Source organism: Edaphobacter sp. 12200R-103 (genome assembly GCF_010093025.1).
Lineage (GTDB): Bacteria > Acidobacteriota > Terriglobia > Terriglobales > Acidobacteriaceae > Edaphobacter.
Genome location: NZ_CP048114.1, coordinates 1,871,813 through 1,891,250 on the forward strand (window position 1 = coordinate 1,871,813; position 19,438 = coordinate 1,891,250).

The 19,438-nt window shown below is 59.9% G+C and carries 14 protein-coding genes; 9 read left to right on the forward strand and 5 right to left on the reverse strand.

All coding sequences use genetic code 11. From position 1 onward, the window contains the following. Positions 1-9 precede the first annotated feature (9 nt). A complete protein-coding gene (locus tag GWR55_RS07745; protein ID WP_238398710.1) occupies positions 10-879 on the reverse strand; it encodes an alpha/beta hydrolase in 870 nt (289 codons plus the stop codon). 172 nt (positions 880-1,051) lie between these two features. On the opposite strand from GWR55_RS07745, the gene GWR55_RS07750 reads away from it, so the two are divergent. Next, a complete protein-coding gene (locus tag GWR55_RS07750) occupies positions 1,052-1,639 on the forward strand; it encodes an SIS domain-containing protein (RefSeq protein WP_162401754.1) in 588 nt (195 codons plus the stop codon). A 19-nt stretch (positions 1,640-1,658) separates the two neighbouring features. Here the strand turns inward: GWR55_RS07750 and GWR55_RS07755 are convergent, their stop codons facing one another. Next, positions 1,659-2,207 carry a TlpA disulfide reductase family protein gene (locus GWR55_RS07755; RefSeq protein WP_162401755.1) on the reverse strand — a complete coding sequence of 183 codons (549 nt, stop codon included), beginning with the start codon at positions 2,205-2,207 and terminating at the stop codon, positions 1,659-1,661. Between the two features lie 240 nt (positions 2,208-2,447). Between GWR55_RS07755 and GWR55_RS07760 the strand changes: the two genes are divergently transcribed. The 3 genes from GWR55_RS07760 to GWR55_RS07770 all read left to right on the forward strand — a co-directional run bounded on the left by GWR55_RS07760 (position 2,448) and on the right by GWR55_RS07770 (position 8,842). After that, positions 2,448-3,023 (forward strand): hypothetical protein, encoded by a 576-nt coding sequence (locus GWR55_RS07760; protein WP_162401756.1) that lies wholly within the window; start codon positions 2,448-2,450, stop codon positions 3,021-3,023. 187 nt (positions 3,024-3,210) lie between these two features. Beyond that, complete coding sequence (locus GWR55_RS07765; RefSeq protein ID WP_162401757.1) at positions 3,211-8,001, forward strand: DEAD/DEAH box helicase; 4,791 nt, start codon at positions 3,211-3,213, stop codon at positions 7,999-8,001. Beyond that, positions 7,994-8,842 carry an Fpg/Nei family DNA glycosylase gene (locus tag GWR55_RS07770; RefSeq protein ID WP_162401758.1) on the forward strand — a complete coding sequence of 283 codons (849 nt, stop codon included), beginning with the start codon at positions 7,994-7,996 and terminating at the stop codon, positions 8,840-8,842. The genes GWR55_RS07765 and GWR55_RS07770 overlap by 8 nt, the downstream gene beginning before the upstream one ends. A 109-nt stretch (positions 8,843-8,951) precedes the next feature. Here GWR55_RS07770 and GWR55_RS07775 read toward each other — a convergent pair whose 3' ends face one another. Then, positions 8,952-9,848 carry a TIM barrel protein gene (locus GWR55_RS07775; protein WP_162401759.1) on the reverse strand — a complete coding sequence of 299 codons (897 nt, stop codon included), beginning with the start codon at positions 9,846-9,848 and terminating at the stop codon, positions 8,952-8,954. Between the two features lie 143 nt (positions 9,849-9,991). On the opposite strand from GWR55_RS07775, the gene GWR55_RS07780 reads away from it, so the two are divergent. Together GWR55_RS07780 and GWR55_RS07785 are read left to right on the forward strand one after the other, a co-directional pair. After that, positions 9,992-10,777, forward strand: a complete 786-nt coding sequence (locus GWR55_RS07780) for a cytochrome c (protein WP_162401760.1) — start codon at positions 9,992-9,994, stop codon at positions 10,775-10,777. Beyond that, positions 10,774-12,360: an acido-empty-quinoprotein group A gene (locus GWR55_RS07785; RefSeq protein ID WP_162401761.1), complete on the forward strand. Its 1,587-nt coding sequence runs from the start codon at positions 10,774-10,776 to the stop codon at positions 12,358-12,360. Before GWR55_RS07780 ends, GWR55_RS07785 begins: the two co-directional genes overlap by 4 nt. Positions 12,361-12,427: 67 nt before the next feature. Here GWR55_RS07785 and GWR55_RS07790 read toward each other — a convergent pair whose 3' ends face one another. After that, positions 12,428-13,696: a dipeptidase gene (locus GWR55_RS07790; protein ID WP_238398711.1), complete on the reverse strand. Its 1,269-nt coding sequence runs from the start codon at positions 13,694-13,696 to the stop codon at positions 12,428-12,430. 182 nt (positions 13,697-13,878) lie between these two features. On the opposite strand from GWR55_RS07790, the gene GWR55_RS07795 reads away from it, so the two are divergent. Together GWR55_RS07795 and GWR55_RS07800 are read left to right on the forward strand one after the other, a co-directional pair. After that, on the forward strand, positions 13,879-15,090 hold the full coding sequence (locus tag GWR55_RS07795; protein WP_162401762.1) for a hypothetical protein: 1,212 nt from the start codon (positions 13,879-13,881) through the stop codon (positions 15,088-15,090). Beyond that, positions 15,090-16,463, forward strand: coding sequence for a hypothetical protein (locus GWR55_RS07800; protein WP_162401763.1), 1,374 nt, complete (start codon positions 15,090-15,092; stop codon positions 16,461-16,463). Before GWR55_RS07795 ends, GWR55_RS07800 begins: the two co-directional genes overlap by 1 nt. A gap of 120 nt (positions 16,464-16,583) precedes the next feature. On the opposite strand, the gene GWR55_RS07805 is transcribed toward GWR55_RS07800, so the two are convergent. Beyond that, positions 16,584-17,900 carry a sugar MFS transporter gene (locus GWR55_RS07805; RefSeq protein ID WP_162401764.1) on the reverse strand — a complete coding sequence of 439 codons (1,317 nt, stop codon included), beginning with the start codon at positions 17,898-17,900 and terminating at the stop codon, positions 16,584-16,586. Positions 17,901-18,329: 429 nt separating this feature from the next. Here GWR55_RS07805 and GWR55_RS07810 point away from each other — a divergent pair, with 429 nt between their 5' ends. Next, the gene (locus tag GWR55_RS07810) at positions 18,330-19,394 is read left to right on the forward strand and encodes an agmatine/peptidylarginine deiminase (RefSeq protein WP_162401765.1); all 1,065 of its coding nucleotides are present in this window, start codon (positions 18,330-18,332) and stop codon (positions 19,392-19,394) included. The last annotated feature ends 44 nt before the right edge of the window (positions 19,395-19,438 follow it).

Sequence of the window (19,438 nt, forward strand, 5' to 3'; positions counted from 1 at the left end):
CGGTCCTCCTTATGGATTCGGAGCAGCGTATCCGCGCTCCTGCATCCATTTGATCAGCAGGTCAGGCCACACGCTCAGCTGTGGATTTGCTGCCGCCAGCCCGGCTCCGTGAGCCCCGTGCTGGAACAGATGCATCTCCACCGGGACCCCTGCCCGAACCAGAGCCTCATAGAACATCACGCTGTTGGCCACCGGAACGGTCTTATCATCCGTAGTCGCAAATAGAAATGTCGGCGGAGTCTGTGGTGTGACCTGGGTCTCGTCCGACATGGAAGAGACCAGGCCGGGATCGGGATTATCCCCCAGCAAGTTCCGCTTCGATCCCAGATGAACGGAGGGATCCATCATTGTGATTACCGGATACGCCAGGATCAGAAAGTCGGGCCGGCTGCTCTTCTGCTGAATGGGATCCGTCGCCCCCGGATCGCCTGCGTCGAAGTGTGTCCCGGCGGTCGCGGTGAGATGGCCCCCTGCCGAAAATCCCCACATGCCGATGTGATCCTCGGCGATGCCATACTCCGCCGCATGGGCACGCACCAGCCGGATCGCCCGTTGAGCATCGCCCAGCTCCACCGGATGGTGATAGCGCGGTCCCAGGCGATAGCGCAGGACAAACGCCGCCACGCCGTGATCGTTCAGCCAGTGCGCAATGGCTGACCCTTCCTTATCCATGGAGAGGTGCTGGTAGCCCCCACCCGGCGCAACCACAACGCCCGTCTTCGTTGCGTTCGGTGCGGCGGGCAGAAAGATCGTCAGCTCCGGCTTATCGGTATCGTCCGTCCCCTGCGCCCCGGGTGCTCCTTCAGGCCACAACAGTACCGCGCGGCCTGTGGTGGCTGCCGGACTGGGCGGCTGCTGCCCAACAACGAAAGCGGGCATGGAAACAAGAGCTATGAGACACACCAGCATCGGTCGCACGTTCGAAGAACTCCTTAAAAGGATTTGCACCACTGTAACAAGTAGAGCGTTGCCGCTCATCAGCGAGGATAGATTTTTTCTTTATGTATCCGTACCCTGTTAGAAGATGTTACCGACCTCCCCCGGAGAACTCATGAGACAACTTGTCGAGAAGCAGCTTGCGCAGTCGATCTCTACGATGCAGGCCACTTTGGCAGATCCGGCGATCGCCGATACGATCGTCACGATTGCAGAGCTTACGGCCAGATCCATGCAGGCCGGCGGCAAGCTGATGGTCGCAGGCAATGGCGGCTCTGCAGCCGATGCACAGCATCTCGTTGCCGAGTTTGTCGTCAGATTGGTCCACAATCGACCTGCAATGCGCGCTGTCGCATTGACCACGGACAGTTCCATCATGACCGCAGCTGGAAACGACTTCGGCTTCGACTGCCTCTTTGCGCGCCAGATCGAAGCGCTTGGAGCCCCCGGCGACGTCTTCCTCGGAATCTCGACCTCGGGAAACTCGAAGAACATCATCCAGGCCTTGCACCAGGCAAAGCAGATGGAAATCACTACGGTGGGCTTTACCGGCAACGGGGGAGGCCAGATGAAGACTCTCTGCGATCACAATGTCATCATTCCCTCGAACGTGACGATGAACATCCAGGAGTGCCACCTTACGCTGGAGCATATCTTCTGCCTGGCTGTCGAGCACTTCTACTTCCAGGACACAAAGCAATAGATTCTCTTTGCATAGCCGATCAGCGCGACGGCTGTGCCGGCTCTCTCAGCAGCGCATCCACGTCCCCGCGAAATTTCGTTTCGTTGAGTGCACCCACATAGGTCTGGGCGACTCTTCCTTCACGGTCCACCAGGATGGTCGTGGGAAGACCGTCCATTGCATAGGCCAGCTGCGACATCGGCGCGGTGATCGCGATCGGGTAATCCACATGGAGTCTCTCGACGAAGCGGAGCACCGCAGGCGGAATCTCCGCGGAGTTGCGCTCATCGGTAGCTACGCCGACGATCGCAAATCCGCGCTTGCCGTAGTCGTGGCCCAGTTGGACGAGCATCGGCGTCTCCTGCCAGCAGGGACCGCACCATGTCGCCCAATAGTTGATCGCGATCACCTCTCCGCGGTGAACTCGCAGACTCCATGTCTCTCCCGTCAAAAGACTCAGGTGCACCACCGGCATCGGTTTACGCTCCGCTACCGGGATCAAACGAGAGTGAGTATCCAGACCCAGGCGGACAAAAATCACAAGCGACACCACCAGCAGAGCGATTGCGGCTGCGAGAATACTCTTCATTGCTGGCGAAAATCGGCGTTGGCGCATCGCTGTCGAGACTATAAGATTCAACCGGCCTTTACTACAGATCCATCTCAAGGCTGGCCATGAATCCGAAGCCCTTATCCTGTCTGTAGACAACAATATCGAACTGTCTTTTAAAACTGCATGCAGTCGTTCTTTTCGTCTGCGGCATCACACCACAGGTACAACGCCATCCGCAGCTTTTGGCGGGATAGAGGCTGTACGTAAGGAGACTGAATGGAACGACCGAACCTGCAGCAAAACGCAAAACTGCTCCGCCTTGCTGGAAAAGCATCCCTCCTGATTGCCTCTCTCTGGGCGCTCTCTGGTTGCAACACGAAGAACAAGCCCACGCCGGAGAACTTCACTAAGGCAATCAACGCCTACTATCTCGAGCGCTCCGAGTGTCTCTTTCCGAATATGCGCTTCCCCTTTGCCACCTCCGATACGGAAGAGACCAAACAGATGAACGCTCTGGTTCGAGCACGTCTCCTCGAATCCAGTTACGAGTCCGCTGTCAAAACTACCCGGTACACCGTCAGCAGGACCGGACAGCGCTTCGCCCCGCGCTTCTGCTATGGGCATCGAGAGGTCGCTTCCATCGACGATTCCACTCCCCCGGCTACCGGTCCCAGCGGATTCCCCGAGACAGTCGTGAACTACCACTACACCCTCAAAGATGTCCCAGTCTGGGCTCAATCTGACGATATCGCGGGGGCCTTCCCCAAAATGGCCGAGGCCACAACCAAGGCCGGCACCGATAAGATCAGCCTCGCCCAGACGCTCGCCGGATGGCAGGTGCCGGAACGCTAAAGCATTTCCCGCGAAGGTGTAGAGCGAATCACGAAGCTTCGCGCCGTTTTCTCTCGGGGAAAACGGCTTTGGCAGATGTTTCTTGAAACACATGATCGCGGGAAATCTTCGAAGTTCCGGCAGTACTTCATCGCGCGTGCAGGCGCCCGCATCGTATAGAAGGAGATAAAGCACTCTCTCGATCCGAATGCCTTCTACACGAAAGACCTCAACGCGAGAGCCCGATAGTACCTCGAAGGAATCCCCTGAAGGATCGGTTGCGCAAAACGCGAGCCAGGTCCTCGAACTCTTTCACCCTGTCACAGCGCGGTGGTTTACGACTGTCTTTGAGACGCCGACGCCTCCCCAGGTTCAGGGATGGCCTGCCATCGCGCGCGGCGACTCGACCCTCATCCTCGCCCCCACCGGAACCGGCAAGACCCTGACGGCGTTTCTCTGGTGCCTGGACCGGCTGATGCTGCACACCCCTGCCGAAACTCCCGCAGGCTGCAAGACTGTCTACATATCGCCGCTCAAAGCACTGGCAGTTGACGTAGAGCGCAACCTTCGCTCTCCTCTAGTGGGCATCGCCAACATGGCGAAGCAGCTTGGCACCCCGGTACATATTCCGGAGATCAGCGTGCGCACCGGCGATACCTCGCAGAAGGATCGAGCACGCTTCCGAAGAAATCCCGGCGACATCGTTATCACCACGCCTGAGAGCCTCTACCTCATGCTGACCTCCGAAGCCGGCGAGGCTCTGCGCTCGGTTGAGAGCATCATCATTGACGAGATCCACGCGCTCGTACCCACCAAGCGTGGAGCGCACCTTGCCCTCTCGCTCGAGCGCCTGGAAGCATTGACCGGCCGAAAACTTCAACGCATCGGGCTCTCCGCGACCCAGAGACCGCTCGAAGAGGTTGCCCGCTTCCTCGGAGGCGCCCAGGCTCCCGCGAAAGGCCGCTCCTCGAAGAAAACGACACACCAGCATGAGATCGAAGCCGAGACCGCGACAGTCCTCGCTGAGATCGAGGGCGAAGCAGAGGCCGGAAGCCTTGCCGCCCCTCTCTATCGCCCAGTCAGTATCGTCAACGCAGGAGCGAGAAAGCCTCTCGAACTGAAGGTAGAAGTTCCGGTCGAAGATATGGCTCGCTTGGGCCAGATCGAAGATCAGCCCAGTGGTCCAGCGTCGCAGGGGCCGAAGCGAACCTCCATCTGGCAGTCCATCTATCCTCGCCTGTTGGAGCTGATCCAGGAGCACACCTCCACCCTCATCTTCGTCAACGCCCGCCGGGTAGCAGAGCGCCTCGCGGGATCACTCAATGAGCTTGCCGGTGAAAATGTCGCACGCGCCCATCACGGCTCACTAGCCGCCCTGCAGCGGAGCGAGATCGAAGAGCTTCTCAAAGCCGGCAGGATCAAGGCTCTCGTCGCCACCTCGTCGCTCGAACTCGGCATCGACATGGGTGCCATCGATCTCGTCATTCAGATCGAAGCTCCCCCTTCCGTCGCCAGCGGTCTTCAGCGCATCGGCCGCGCCGGTCACCAGATCGGCGCGCCATCCTCTGGAATTATCTTCCCCAAATATCGTGCCGACCTCATCGCCTGTGCCTCAGTCACACGCGCCATGCACGAGGGCCACGTCGAATCGACACGCTTCCTGCGCAATCCGCTCGACGTGCTCGCGCAACAGATCGTCGCCATCATCGCCCATCCTCCTCTAAGCATCGAGGACGCGGAGCGGCGCCGCTCCGCTCGTACCGACGAAGAGGAGAGCCCCGGAATCAGCTACGCTTCTCTCTTCGAGATCGTTCGTAGCGCCGCCCCGTTCGCCGGACTCAGTCAGGCCGTCTTCGATGGCGTCCTCGATATGCTGGCGGGCCGTTACCCTTCAGACGAGTTTGCCGAGCTTCGTCCGCGCATCACCTGGGACCGCACTCGCAACTGGCTCACCCCTCGCGCAGGCGTCAAACGCATCGCCATCCTAAATGCTGGCACGATCCCGGACCGCGGAACCTATGGGGTCTTCCTCGCAGGCGAACGATCCAAACCGGTGCGCGTGGGCGAACTCGACGAGGAGATGGTCTTCGAGAGCCGCACCGGCGAGACCTTCATCCTCGGCGCCTCCGCCTGGCGGATCGAAGAGATCACGCACGACCGGGTCCTCGTGTCGCCCGCCCCCGGCGAGGCCGGAAAGATGCCCTTCTGGCACGGCGATCAGGCCGGGCGTCCGCTGGAGTTCGGAAGAAACATTGGCGCGCTCATTCGCGAACTCCGCGAACTGCCCCGACCCGTCGCCATGGCGAAGCTCACCTCCGAGCACGACCTTGAACCTACCGCCGCAGAAAACGTACTGCGCTATCTTGCTGATCAGGAGATCGCCACCACCGTCGTTCCCGACGACCGGAACATCGTCATCGAAAAGGTTCGGGACGAGCTTGGCGACTGGCGCGTCTGCGTCCTCACCCCCTTCGGAAGCCGCATCCACGCCCCCTGGGCGATGGCCGTCACCGCCAAGCTGCGCGCCGCCAACGGCCCGGAGGTCGAGACCATGTGGAGCGACGAAGGCTTCGTCCTTCGCTTCCCCGAGACCGATCAGGCGCCCGATATCGAAGCTCTTCTTCCCGAGCCTGAAGAGGCCGCCGAGATGGTCCTCCGCCAGCTCGGCTCAACCGCTCTCTTCGCCGCAAAGTTCCGCGAGAGCGCCGCGCGAGCTCTTCTCCTCCCCAGGCGCAGAGCCGACGGGCGAAGCCCGCTATGGCAGCAGCGCAAACGCGCCTACGACCTGCTCAGTGTCGCCAGCCGCTACGCATCGTTCCCTATCCTGCTTGAGGCCTACCGTGAGTGCATGCGCGACGTCTTCGACATGCCCGCGCTCATGGAAACGCTTCGCCTCATCTCGAATCGCACCCTCCGCGTGCACACGGTCGAATCGCGCACGCCATCGCCCTTCGCCTCTGCCCTGCTCTTCAGCTACGTCGCGAACTACATCTATGACGGCGATGCTCCTCTGGCCGAACGTCGCGCGCAGGCGCTCTCCATCGACCAAGATCAGCTTCGCGAGCTGATGGGCGACGCCGACCTCCGCGAGCTACTCGATCTCTCCGCAATCGAGCAGACCGAAGAACAACTCCAGGCGCTCGCCGAGGGCTACCAGGCCCGCAACATGGACGGCGTCCACGATCTTCTGCTTCGTCTCGGCGATCTCAACCGCGAAGAGCTCCTGCGCCGCAGTGTAAGCGCCGAAGTCGCCGTCAGCGTACAGCGACTGCAGCGATCCCGCCGCGTCCTCGAGGTACAGATCGCCGGTCAAAAGCGCTTCATAGCCGTCGAAGACGCTGCACGCTACCGCGACGCCCTCGGCATTCCGCTGCCGCCAGGACTCCCCACCGCCTTCCTCACGGAAGTCCCCGACGCGGCGGTCGACCTCGTTCGCCGGTACGCAAGAACCCACGGCCCCTTCACCACGCACGAAGCCGCCGCTCGCTTCGGCCTCTCTCCGGATGCTGTCGAGGCAGTTCTCCGCGTACTCGTCCACTCCGGCCGCGTCGTCGAAGGAGGTTTCCGCCCCGGAGGCATCCACCGCGAGTGGTGCGACGCTGCAGTGCTCCGCTCCATCCGCCGCAAGAGTCTCGCCCGCCTCCGCAAGGAAGTAGAGCCCGTCGAACAAGCCACGCTGGCCCGGCTCATCACCCGCTGGCAGGGCGTCGTGCAACCGCGACGCGGACTCGATGCCCTACTCGACGTCATCGAAAATCTTCAGGGAGCGCCACTGCCCGCCTCCATCCTCGAATCCGAGATCCTTCCGGCCCGCGTCCTCAACTATCGGCCCTCCGATCTCGACACCCTCATCGCCGCTGGCGAGGTCGTGTGGGTCGGCCTCGACCCCCTGGGCGAACGCGACGGCAGAATTGCGCTCTACCTCTCAGAGAAGCTGTCCTCACTCTGGCCTGCCGCGCAGGACAGCCCTACCCCGCTCAACGACCGCGAGCAGCAGATCATCGATTACCTCCGCGCTCGCGGCGCATCCTTCTTCCAGGACCTACACGACGGCCTCGGCGGTGGGTATCCCGGCGAAACCCTCGACGCTCTCTGGTCGCTCGTCTGGAAGGGCCTCGTTACCAATGACGGTCTCTCTGCACTGCGCGCTTACTGCGAAAAGCCTTCGACCTCCAAACGTGGAACGCGCCGCGTTCACAACCAACTTGGCTTCCGCTCCCGCAGAACAACACCGCCAACCGGCCAGGGCCGATGGGCGCTCCAGTCAGCTGCATTCGCCGACCAACAGCAGCGTGCAACCGCGTGGCGTCATGCCCTCGCACAGCAGCTGCTCAATCGCTACGGCGTCGTCTTCCGCGAAACGGCACACGCCGAAAACATCTCCGGCGGATTCTCTGCCGTCTACGACGTCCTTAAAGCAATGGAGGAAAGCGGAAAGATTCGCCGCGGCTATTTCGCCGCCGACCTAGGAGCCACGCAGTTCGCACTCCCCGCAGCAGTCGATCTCCTTCGTTCGCTTCGTACAGGAGCCGGCGCACAGGCCGATCCCGACCGTATAGAAACCGTCCAACTCGCCGCGACCGATCCCGCAAATCCCTACGGCGCACTGCTCCGATGGCCAGCGGGTGGAGACGAAGCCTCATCGCTCACCCGCAGCGTTGGCGCACGCGTCATCCTGTGCAACGGCTATCTTACCGCCTACCTTCGGCGGGGAAACTCGGCCCTCCAGATCTTTTTGCCGGAAGACGAGCCGCAGCGCTCCAACGTCGCCCGCGCAATCGCGGACTTCCTCTTCCATCACGCGCAGCAGCCAGACGAAGACACCGAAGCACACGGCGGAATCCTAATCGCAACCATCAATGGCACCCCCGTCGCCGAGCACTGGATGGCTCGCTTCCTTCTCGATGCAGGCTTCACCGCCGGAGCCATGGGCTTCAACGTGCGCCGCCGCCTGCCCACCTTGCCCGGCGTCAAAGTCGAGTCGAGGCCGAATGCCTGAGGGAGATACGATCTATCGGTCCGCCCGCGCGCTGCAACGCGCTATAGGCGGAAAAGTTGTCACCGGCTTCGAAACGGCCTTAGCCAAGATCGCCAGCGTCGACGACAACACTCCCATCACCGGCCGCACCATCACGAGTGTCGAGTCCCGCGGCAAGTGGCTCCTCATCCACTTCAGTGGCGACCTGATCCTCGCCACTCACATGCTGATGAGCGGAAGCTGGCATCTCTATCGCACCGGCGAACGCTGGCATATGCCCCGCTCGCGCATGCGAATCGTCATCACGGCCACCGACTGGCAGGCCGTCGCCTTCAACGTTCCCGTGGCCGAGTTATACACTGCTCGCTCGCTCGAACGCAGTTCGCAAATCCCCAGGCTTGGCCCCGACATCCTGTCCACAGATTTCACTCTTCAACAAGGCGTAGAACGCCTGAAGCAACACGCCCTCAAGTCACCCTCTGCCGAAGTAGGAACAACCCTGCTGAACCAGCGCGTACTCGCCGGACTCGGCAACGTCTACAAGAGCGAGGTCGCCTTCTCCGCCGGGGTACATCCCTTTCGCGCCATCAGCACACTGATCCCCGCAGAGATCGAGCGCCTCGTCGAGTTCGCACATCGCTATATAAAGGCAAACGTGATCGACGGCAAGGGCGACGGCATCGTCACCTACTCCGGAAACCGCCGCACCACCCACGCCACCGACCGCCGCGAGCGTCTTTGGGTGTACGGCAGGCAGCACCAGGAGTGCCGACGCTGCGGTGCCACGATCCTCATGCGCCGCCAGGGGACCGGGGCCCGCTCCACCTATTGGTGCCCGGATTGCCAGCCCTGGAGAGACTAGATCCTTACCCTTTCCGGATCGTCATTCTGAGCGGAGCGAAGAATCCCTGCCTTCTGCCCGCAGCACCACAGACGTCACAGGCAAGACAGGAATCCTTCGCACCACTCAGCTAAACCGACTGCATCGCCTTGATCGCCTCCAGCCGCGCATTCTTCAGCGTCGTCTGCGGATCGCCGGTCGACATGAACTCCATGCAGATATAGCGGTCGTAGTGCAGTTCCGCCAGCTTGCGATAGATATTGTCGTAGTTGACCTCGCCCGTACCCGGCTGATGCCGTCCAGGAACATCCGCGATATGCACCAGACCTACCTGGTCGATGTTCTTCTCCAGTTTTTCGATCAGGTTTCCTGCCTGTTTCTGCTCGTGATAAAAGTCGTACAGAACCTTAACCCTCGGGCTGCCTACCGCTCGCGTAATCTCGAAGGCCTCGGCTACGCTCGGAACCGCCTCCTTGGGGTACTCCAGCAGGTCAATCGGCTCCAGTACAATCTCGATCTGCTCCTTCTCCAGAAGATCAGCGGCGTACTTCAGCGAATCTACAATCGCAGCTTTCTTCTCCTGGTCGCTCTGACCCGGGACACGTGTATACGCCGTGTAGATAAACTGCTTGCAGCCCAGCTCTTTCGCTCCCGGAATCGCCTTCGTCAGGTCGTCGTGCAGTGCCTGCCGCTTTGTGTGGTCCGCCAGTGGATTCCTGCCTGGCACCGCGCTGTCCACTGCGATTCCCAGAGCATGCTGCTTGGCCAGGTTCTTCTTCCACTCCTCCGGGGTCCACGTCTCGTACTCTTTTCCGACCTCGACCCCATTAAATCCAGCTCCTGCAGCCAGTTCCAGTTGCTGCTCAAACGTAAGCCCTTTGGGAAGGGTCCACAACATGATCGAAAACTTGTGGCCAGCGTTGTTCTCAGGGGCGGCAGCCATTGCCGAACCCAGTACGTTCTTGCCTGGCAGCAATGACGCAAGCGAGGCGGCTACGGACATTTTTTGAAACTCTCGACGATTCATTCGGTCTCCAGGTGCTGGCGAACAAGTATAAAGGTAAACGCAACAGGTGCCGTGCTCCATCATGCATTCAAAATGGATACACGACATCTTGTCCAACCCAACGACTTATAAGCACACGAGTCGAGGAAGCGGAGTCGATCCATTTGAAGAAGCTATTCCGGCACCTTGCACCAGCCACCCTTCTCTTATTGACGGGGGCGCTCCCATCGCATGCCCAGTTCCCCCGTTCTCCGGTAAAGCCCGAAGCCGCCGAGGCAGGCGCTCAAATCTATAGCTCCAAATGTGCCAGCTGCCACGGCGAAGACGCTCGTGGAACCGCCAGCGCGCCCGACCTGCTGCGCTCGCTACCCGTCCTCCACGATCGCCGGCAGATGCTCTACGGCAAGGAACTGGCGCCCCTACTCGCGAAGGGTCCAAACCACAACTTCAACTTCGACGAAAAGCAGCTCGCGGATATCTCGCAGTTCCTCACCAAGTCCATTAACAGCATCCTGAGGAGCGGCTACAACTCGCAGCCCACTAATCTGCTGAGCGGCGATGCCAAGGCTGGCGAAGCCTATTTCAACGGCGCTGGCGGCTGCAACAAATGTCACTCCACCACAGAAGACCTGGCGCACGTCGGCACCCGGTACGCCCCGGCCGCCCTGCAGCAAAAGTTCCTCTTCCCGAACTTTGGTCTGTTTCTGCGGAAGAAGGTTCAGGTGACGGTTCAGCTTGCGTCAGGCAAGAGCTACACAGGCGATCTCGTCCACTTGGACGACTTCACCGTCACCCTGCACGAAAAATCCGGTGAGACTCGTTCGTTCAACCGCACTGCTCGCATCAAGGTGACGGAAGAGAATCCCTACGCTGGGCACATCGCACTGCTCGACAAGTACACCGACGCCGACATTCACAACCTGACGACTTACCTGGCCACGCTCAAATGAAAAAGATCTTCTCTGCATCTCTTCTCGCTCTACTGCTCCTGCCGTCGATGTCGCACGCTCAGGAAGAGTCCGCCAGCACTTCTACGGCTGCCCTATCGAAGCTCACCGACAGCTGGCCCACGTACAACGGCGACTACTCTGGCCGGCGTTACAGCTCACTCGCAAAGATCAACACCACCACGGTCAAGCAGCTCTCGCTCGCCTGGACCTATCGCATTGAGACCACCACCGCCGGCGGCAAGCGCATTTCCGCAACACCTCTCGAAGTCGACGGCATTCTCTACTTCACCGTCCCCAGCCACGTATGGGCCGTGGATGCTCGCACCGGACGCAAGCTGTGGCAGTTCGACTGGGCCAGCAAGGGCGGCGAAGCCATCGGCAATCGCGGAGCAGCTGTCAAAGGTGACACCGTCTACTTTGAGACCGAAGACTGCAACCTCGTCGCCATCGACCGCAACACCGGCAAGGAAAAGTGGCACGCCCCTATCGGCAATCCCGATCAGTTCTACTTCGGCAGCGTCGCTCCAGTCATCGTCAAGAATCACGTGATGGTCGGCGTGAGCGGCGACGACTTCGACATTCCTGGATACATTGAAGCACACGATCCAGAAACCGGCGCGCTGCAATGGCGCTGGTACACCCACCCTGAACCCGGTACACCCGAAGCCAAGACCTGGCCCAACGACGAAGCCATGACGCACGGTGGCGGCATGACCTGGGTCGCCGGAACCTACGACCCTGAGTTGAATCTCTACTACTTCGGAACCGGCAACGCCCAGCCGGTTATCAATGGCCTTGCCCGCCCGGGAGCGAACCTCTTTACCTCGACCATCTGCGCCCTCAATCCCGATACCGGCAAGCTCGTCTGGTACTTCCAGCCCAATCCGCACGACACGCACGACTGGGACGCCGTACAGACTCCCGTGCTCTTCGACGGCATCATCAAGGGTCAGAAACACAAGCTCCTCGCGCAGGCCAGCCGAAACGGTTGGTTCTTCGTTCTCGATCGCACCAACGGCAAAAATCTGCTGACCACGCCATTTGCCAAGCAGAATTGGACCCTCGGCGTCGACGACAAAGGTTCCCCCATCCCTAACCCCGAGAAGATGGCCCACACCAACGGCTCGCTCCTAGCTCCCAATCAGGCAGGCGCAGCCAACTGGTACCCACCCAGCTTCAGCCCGCTGACCGGACTCTTCTACGTGCCCGCGTACGACGCCTACAGCGTCTATTACATCTACGACAACAACAAGAAACCCGAAGGTTGGGCAGGTAACGACCGCGGTGGCTGGTCGAGCGCCTCGCTCCGCGCCCTCGACTACAAGACCGGCAAGGTCCGCTGGGACCACAAATGGCCAACATCAGGTGGCCGCTCCGGTATCCTCACCACCGCGGGCAATGTACTTTTCACTGGCGATACTACATCGAACCTCGTCGCCTTTAACGCCACCACGGGAGCCATCCTCTGGCACGCCGGACTGGGCAACATCGTCACCAACGGCCCCATTACCTTCGAGCTTGATGGCCTGCAGTACGTCGTAGCAGCAGCGGGTGACACACTCTATGCCTTCAACCTGCGCTAACGCTGCCAAGACGTATTACATCCTTCACGGGGGCCGTCTTTATTGACGGTCCCCGTGAAGGATGCGATCAAGCCTTTCCTTCATTTATCTTTCTGAAGCACCGCAGAAGATTCCCGCCCCAGAACTTTTTGATCCTCTCCTCGCTGTACCCCCTGCGCAACATCGCATCGGTCACCATTGGAAGATCACGCACATCACGCATTCCCTTCGCCAGTGTGGGTCCGCCGTCGAAGTCTGTACCGATCGCAACATGATCTTCGCCCACCAGTTTGATCGCCCGGTCCACCACGCCCACCCAGTCGTCCACCTTCATCGCCACCGAATCCGGAACCGTCGCGCCTTTCATCGGATACCCCGACGCGACCAGCGAATCTACCTCGTAGATCGTCTTGCCTTTCACCTTGTCGGGAATGCTGGCCGTATCGAAAAAAGTCTTGCCCCGCTCTGCCGTGATCCACTTGTACTCGGGCAGATAGTTGAACTCGCTTCCAATCTGAAACCCGATCACGCCACCCTTCGTCGCCAGTTTCTCCAGCAGCTTATCGGGCATATTTCGCGGAATATTGTTCACCTGCCGCAGTCCGTGATGGGTCGCGATCACCGGAACTTCGCTGGCATCGATCGCCTGCGAGATCGCCTCATCCGAAGAATGCGAGACGTTGATCACCATGCCCAGGCGGTTCATCTCCTTGATCACCGCGCGCCCGTGAGCATTTAGCCCATTCACCTTCGCCGCCGAGCAGCACGAATCCGCATAGTTCTGGTCCCAGTTATGCGCTGAAAGCTGAGCCGACCGCAGTCCCAGCCGGTGCATATCCCGCAGCACTCCCAGGTCTCCGTCCAGGTCATAGCTGCCTTCAATGTCGAGCACGGCCGCCATCTTCCCCTTGGCACGAATGCGCTCCACGTCATCGGCATTCAGCGCCAGCTCGACCTTGTCCCTGTTCTCCTCCAACTGCCTCCGGGCATGGTCCATCCGGCGCATCGCCTGCTTGGTCTCGAAGCGGCTCGGGTAATACTCCTCCGGAATAAAGACCGACAGAAAGAACGCTCCCTCCCCGCCTTCCCGAGCCCGCACCAGGTCCCACTGTCCATCGCTCTTGCGCTCTCCCATGCTTCCGCCGTGGTAGAACTCCCGATCCAACGCATGTACATGCCCATCAAAGATAAAGGCTCGCTGATGAATCTCCTTCGCGCGAGCCGAAACTGCCGGTGCAGCCTGATCTTCCGCTGCGGCTATCATCGATCGCAATGCAAACGGCGCCGCCGCACTGTATCCCAGAAACCTCCGTCTGCTCAGCACCGATCCACCTTCCTGCACACAGCTTCTCCCCACAAAGATCTCCCCTCGTCATCACTCTTGTTCCGGAATCTTATACGATCCTGCGCACCTCTCACTCCTCCCTTATTTCGCAAAGAAATAAGAGCAAGGACATTTGACCTAGAACGAAACCCTCACAACTGAGTACCATTCCGCCATCGCGAAACTTCACAGAACGACGATCGTCAAGGACGGCCATGGCTCCCAACGTGACATCAGGAAAACGCCCGCGGCTTGCTGGCGTAGTTACGGCGTATCGAAGATATCTCCATCCCCAACACGTCATCGACCGCTTTCTCGATGGCTATGGATGGAACGGTGTCTATCACCATCCACCGATGGATGTCGTCTCGCTCTACGTCGATCAGCATGGCGAGGGTGACCTCTTTCAGGAGCGCGCCGACCGCCATCCCAAGATGAAGATCTGCTCCTCCATCGAAGACACCCTCACCCTCGGCACCAGCAAACTCGCCGTCGATGGTGTGGTGGTCGTCGCTGAGCACGGCGTTTATCCCCTGAGCCCCAACGGAATCATGATGCGCCCGCACTACGAGTTCTTCGAGAAGATCACCAACGTCTTTCGCTCCTCCGGCCACTCCGTCCCCTACTTCAACGACAAGGAGCTCTCCTGGAACTGGGATTGGTGCAAAAAGATGGTCGACGTCTCCCACGAGCTGAACTTCCCGCTTCAGGGAGGCTCCAGTCTCGCGGTCACCTGGCGAATCCCCTCAGCCGAATTCCCCCTCGATGCCACGGTCAAAGAAGCTCTCTCCGTCGGCTATGGAGGAATGACCAGCTATGACTTCCATGGCCTGGAGACCATTCAATGCATGGTCGAGCGCCGCAAGGGCGGAGAAACCGGCGTTGAATGGATCCAAACCTACCGCAAAGATGCCTTCTGGAAGGCCTACGAAGACAAGGTCTGGTCGCACGATCTGATGCGCGCAGCGCTCAGCCGCAGCTTCACCATCCGTCCTGGCGCTGCCACCTTCACCAACGACCTCCCCACGGTCGATCAGATGAAGGCGATGGTGCCCGATCCCGTCGCCTACCAGTACAAACATCGTGACGGCCTTCTCAGCACCATGATCCTGCTCTACGGCATGGTGCGCGACTTTACCTTCGCCGCCACCATTGAGGGCCAATCCAAACCCTTCTCCACCCAGATGCATCTCCCCATGCCCGACGGACGCACCACGCTTGCCAGCTTCTTCAGCCCGCTCGTCAATAACGCCGAAAAGATGTTTCTCACCGGCAAGGCGCAATATCCGATCGAGCGGACACTGCTCACGAGCGGCTTGCTGATTGCCGGTGTCGAAAGCGATAAAAAGGGCAGGCGCCTCGAGACGCCAAATCTCGCCGCCGTCCGTTATCAACCCAACCCTGAATCCACCTACTGGAGGAGCTGATGCTGACACGTCGTCGTTTTCTGGGCAATTCCGCGCTGACCTCCTCCATGCTGGTTGTTCCCGAATGGGCTCGTTCTGCCTTCGGCCAGCAGAGGCTCGCTTCGTCCAACCCTATCCGTCTAGCGGTCCTCGGCAGCACCTATCGTCTCGGCTCGCACCTGCAGACCATCACCGACCGCTTTCTCATCGGCTATCCGTTCGACGGCGACTGGCACCTGCCCAACATCAAGGTCGTCTCCCTCTACGTCGACGAGCATGCGCGTCAGCGCGGCGACGGTCCCGACGAATTTGTACGCTCCATGATGGGGGGCTCCAGGCAAAGGTCGGCCAATCCCTGGCCCCCGGAAGACCTCAGCCCGGCACGAGCCAAACAGTTCGGTTTCCGCCTCTGCCGCAATATCCCCGAAGCCCTCCGCGTCGGAGGCGATCGCATCGCTGTCGACGCCGTCCTCACCATCGTCGAGCAGTGCCCGCCCTATCCCTATCCGGTCAACGATAAAGACCAGGTCCTGCTTCCGCGCTTCGACTTCTTTGAGCAGTGTGCCCAGGTCTTCGAGACGGAAAAGCACGCGGTTCCCTACTTTAACCACAAGCAGCTCTCCTTCAGCTTCTCAGAAGCTCAGACGATGGTGAAGAAGGCAGATCGCCTCAAGATGCCTCTGCTCTCCGGCTCATCCCTTCCCGTCACCTGGCGGCTTCCTGCAGTCGATGTCCCCGTTGGCGCTCGCGTCAAAGAAGCCGTCATGGTCGGCGTAGGAAACCTCGATGACGGCGATTTCGATGCCCTCGAAGCCATGCAGTCCATGCTCGAGCGTCGCAAAGGCGGCGAGACTGGCGTCAAGGCCGTACAACTACTCGAAGGAGACGATGTCTGGGCCGCCGCAAAGGCTGGACGCTGGTCGAAAGACCTGCTCAGCTCCGCCCTCTCCCGCAGCGACACCCCAATGGGTCTGAGCCTCCTCGATGGCAGATGCCAGGATCTAACCGACGACGATCTTCTACCGCAACTCGTCAAAGACCCGGCCGCGTACTGCATCGAGTACACCGATGGAACACGCGCCACCATGCTCATGCTCAATGGAGCCGTGCAGGATTACAATATCTCCGTTCAGCTCGAAGATCAGCAACTCGTCTCCACGCAGTTCCTCAGGCCCTTGCCACCCAACGAGGCCTACTCCGCCTGTCTCGCCTCCAAGGTCGAAAGCCTTTACCAGAACCGCAAGCCGCCCTACCCGACCCAACGCGTCCTGCTCGTCACCGGTATGCTCGAAGCCTGCCTCAACTCACGCCATCGCTTCGGACAGCTCATCGAGACGCCACATCTCGCCATCCTGTACCAGCCACCAACAGAGTCACAGTACATCCAGATTTGAAGAGAGATTCCGATCCTCCCACAACGCGGTTGCCCCATCTTCGCGACGGCCTTATCGTCGCTAAGGTGGGTTCCTTCGAGCGAGGTCTCGAACAATCACATCTGCGAACACCCAATCTCTTTACGCCACCCCAACCTCACGCTCGGCCCGCCGTCCCCCCAGATATCCAAACAACGCAATGTAGATATAGCAGACCGCTGGAATCACAAACGCATGCTGCACACCGATCAGATCAGCCAGGTGCCCCTCAGCCAACGGAATCAGCGCTCCGCCCACAATCGCCGCCACCATGAGACTCGATCCTTTGCTTGTCAACGGCCCCAGTCCCGTCAGACCTACGGTAAAGATGCTCGGAAACATCACCGAGTTGAACAGTCCGACCGCCAGGATCGCCCACATGGCCGTATGTCCATGTGTCAGGATCGAAGTCACCACCAGCACAAAGGCCAGCACTGCCGCCGTACCCAGCACGACGCTTGTACGCAGCTTGGTCAACAGCCACGAGCCGATAAACCGGCCCACCATAGCGCCACCCCAGTACAGCGCAACATACCGCGCCGCGGTTTTCTCTGAAAGCGCCGCAATCTCCGGCAGCCCAAAGTAATTCACCAGGAAGCTCCCGATCGAAACCTCAGCACCGACATAGACAAAAATTCCCACCGCACCGGCCAGCAGAATTGGATGCTTCCAGATGCTGTCATTCTGTGTAGAATCCAACTCGCCTGGACGGATGTCGCGGGTAAAGTCCATGGTTGGCATCTTCAGCACGGCAAAGGAGATCGCCAGCAACACCAGCATCAGGCCAATCCCCAGGTAAGGCAGCCGCACCGACGAAGCCTGCTCCGTCCTGTAGTGCTGCAGGGCCGCCGCTGAGAGCGACCGCAACTTCTCCGGAGCCATGGGAGCTGCTGCGAGGATAAACATGCTGCCAAAGAACGGAGCCACAAAGGTTCCAAATGAGTTGAACGCCTGCGAAAGATTCAGCCGCGCCGCGCTCGTCTCCGGTGGACCGAGATTCGCTACATAAGGATTCGCCGCCACCTGTAGCGTCGTGATGCCTGCCGCCAGAATCACCAGCGCCGACAGAAACAGCCCGAACGAGGCCGCTGCCGAGGCAGGAAGAAAGAGAAACGCCCCCACCGCCATCACCAGCAACCCGATGACCATTGTTCCCTTGTAGCCCCGCCATTCCACCAGCTTGCCGGCCGGAACCGCAAAGATGAAATAGGAGGAAAAGAAACAGAACTGCACCAGCATCGCCTGCGCATAGTTCAGGTCGAAGATGCCCTTCAGATGCGGGATCAGAATGTCGTTCAGGCAGGTCAGAAAGCCCCACATAAAAAAGAGCATCGTCGCGATGCTCATGGCCCGGACGTCGGTCTTCTCCGCTCCGGAATGTTGCGCTGTCGTGCCTGCTGCCCCTGCTCCAATGGCCATAATTTTGGATAACCTCTACTGCGTCAATAAAACGCTTAAACTCTCTTGCCGCCCTCTCATCCTAATACGCCACAGTCTGCAGGTGTCTCCGCCCCAACACCCGAAAGGTGTCATCCTGGGCGAAGCCGAAGTCGAAGGATCTGCGGTTTCGCTGCCACATACCTCTTGCCTTGTCCTTCCGATGCAAAGCGAAGAAATCCGCTACTCCACATTGTCAAGCCTTCCCGGATCTTAACTTCCAGGTCTCAGTAACATCCCTTTACCTCTAAGTTCCACCTGCGTCGCTATACTTGGAACAGGTGGCAAAAGAAACTGCACTCCACTAACGATCCCGGGCTGAAGTCCGGACCTAACTCATGTCTTTCTAGGAATTTGCGCAAATAAGTACGAGGGAGGAATACCCTCCATAAGAACAGAAGAAGAGATCTCATGACCTTACCTCGCGAACGCAACTTCCGTATGCCCGCCGAATGGGCCCCCCATACTGCCACGTGGATTGCCTGGCCTCATAACGCCGAGGACTGGCCCGGAAAGTTCCAGCCCATCCCTTGGGTCTATGCAGAAATCGTCCGCCATCTCTCCTGCTGCGAAGATGTTCACATCCTCGTCAACGACGATGCCGCGGAAAAGCGCGCCCGACGCATCCTGCTCCGCGCAGGAGCCAACATGGCACGCCTGCACTTCCATCCCTGGCAGACCGACCGCGTCTGGCTGCGCGACTCCGGGCCCATCTTCCTCAAGAATCCGCAGGGAGAGCTTGCCCTTACCAACTGGCGCTTCAACGCCTGGGCCAAGTATGACAACTGGCGCCGCGACGACCAGGTTCCGCACCACATCGCCAAGCTCTACGGCATGGAAGAGTTCAAGCCCACAATTGCGGGCGAAGACGGCAAAGAGCACCGCCTGGTCCTCGAAGGCGGCTCCATCGACACCAATGGCGCCGGCGTCCTCCTCACCACCGAAGAATGCCTCCTGTCGGACGTCCAGCAGCGAAACCCCGGCGTCTCCAAACAGCAGATCGAGCGAGCCTTCCACGACTATCTCGGCATCGACCAGGTAATATGGCTCAACCGTGGCACCGCCGGCGACGACACCCACGGCCACGTCGACGACATCACCCGCTTCGTCGCTGAAGATGCCATCCTCACCTGCGTCGAGCCCAGCACGCACGATGAGAACCACCTTCCGCTGGCCGAAAATCTTGACCGCCTCCGTTCCGCACGCAACCTCGATGGCAAGCCGTTCCGGATCATCGAACTGCCTATGCCTGCGCCCGTCCTCTTCGACAACCAACGCCTGCCCGCCAGCTACGCCAACTTCTATATCGCCAACGATCTTGTCCTGGTCCCCACCTTCAACGACCCCAACGACCGCATTGCGCTCAACATCATCGCCGACTCCTTCCCCAACCGCCGGGTCACCGGAATTCACTGCACCGACTTCATCTGGGGACTGGGCGCGCTACACTGCATGACGCAACAGGAGCCTGCATAAACTCGTCATCAAAATCACAGGCATCCAAATATGCTTTACCGTTC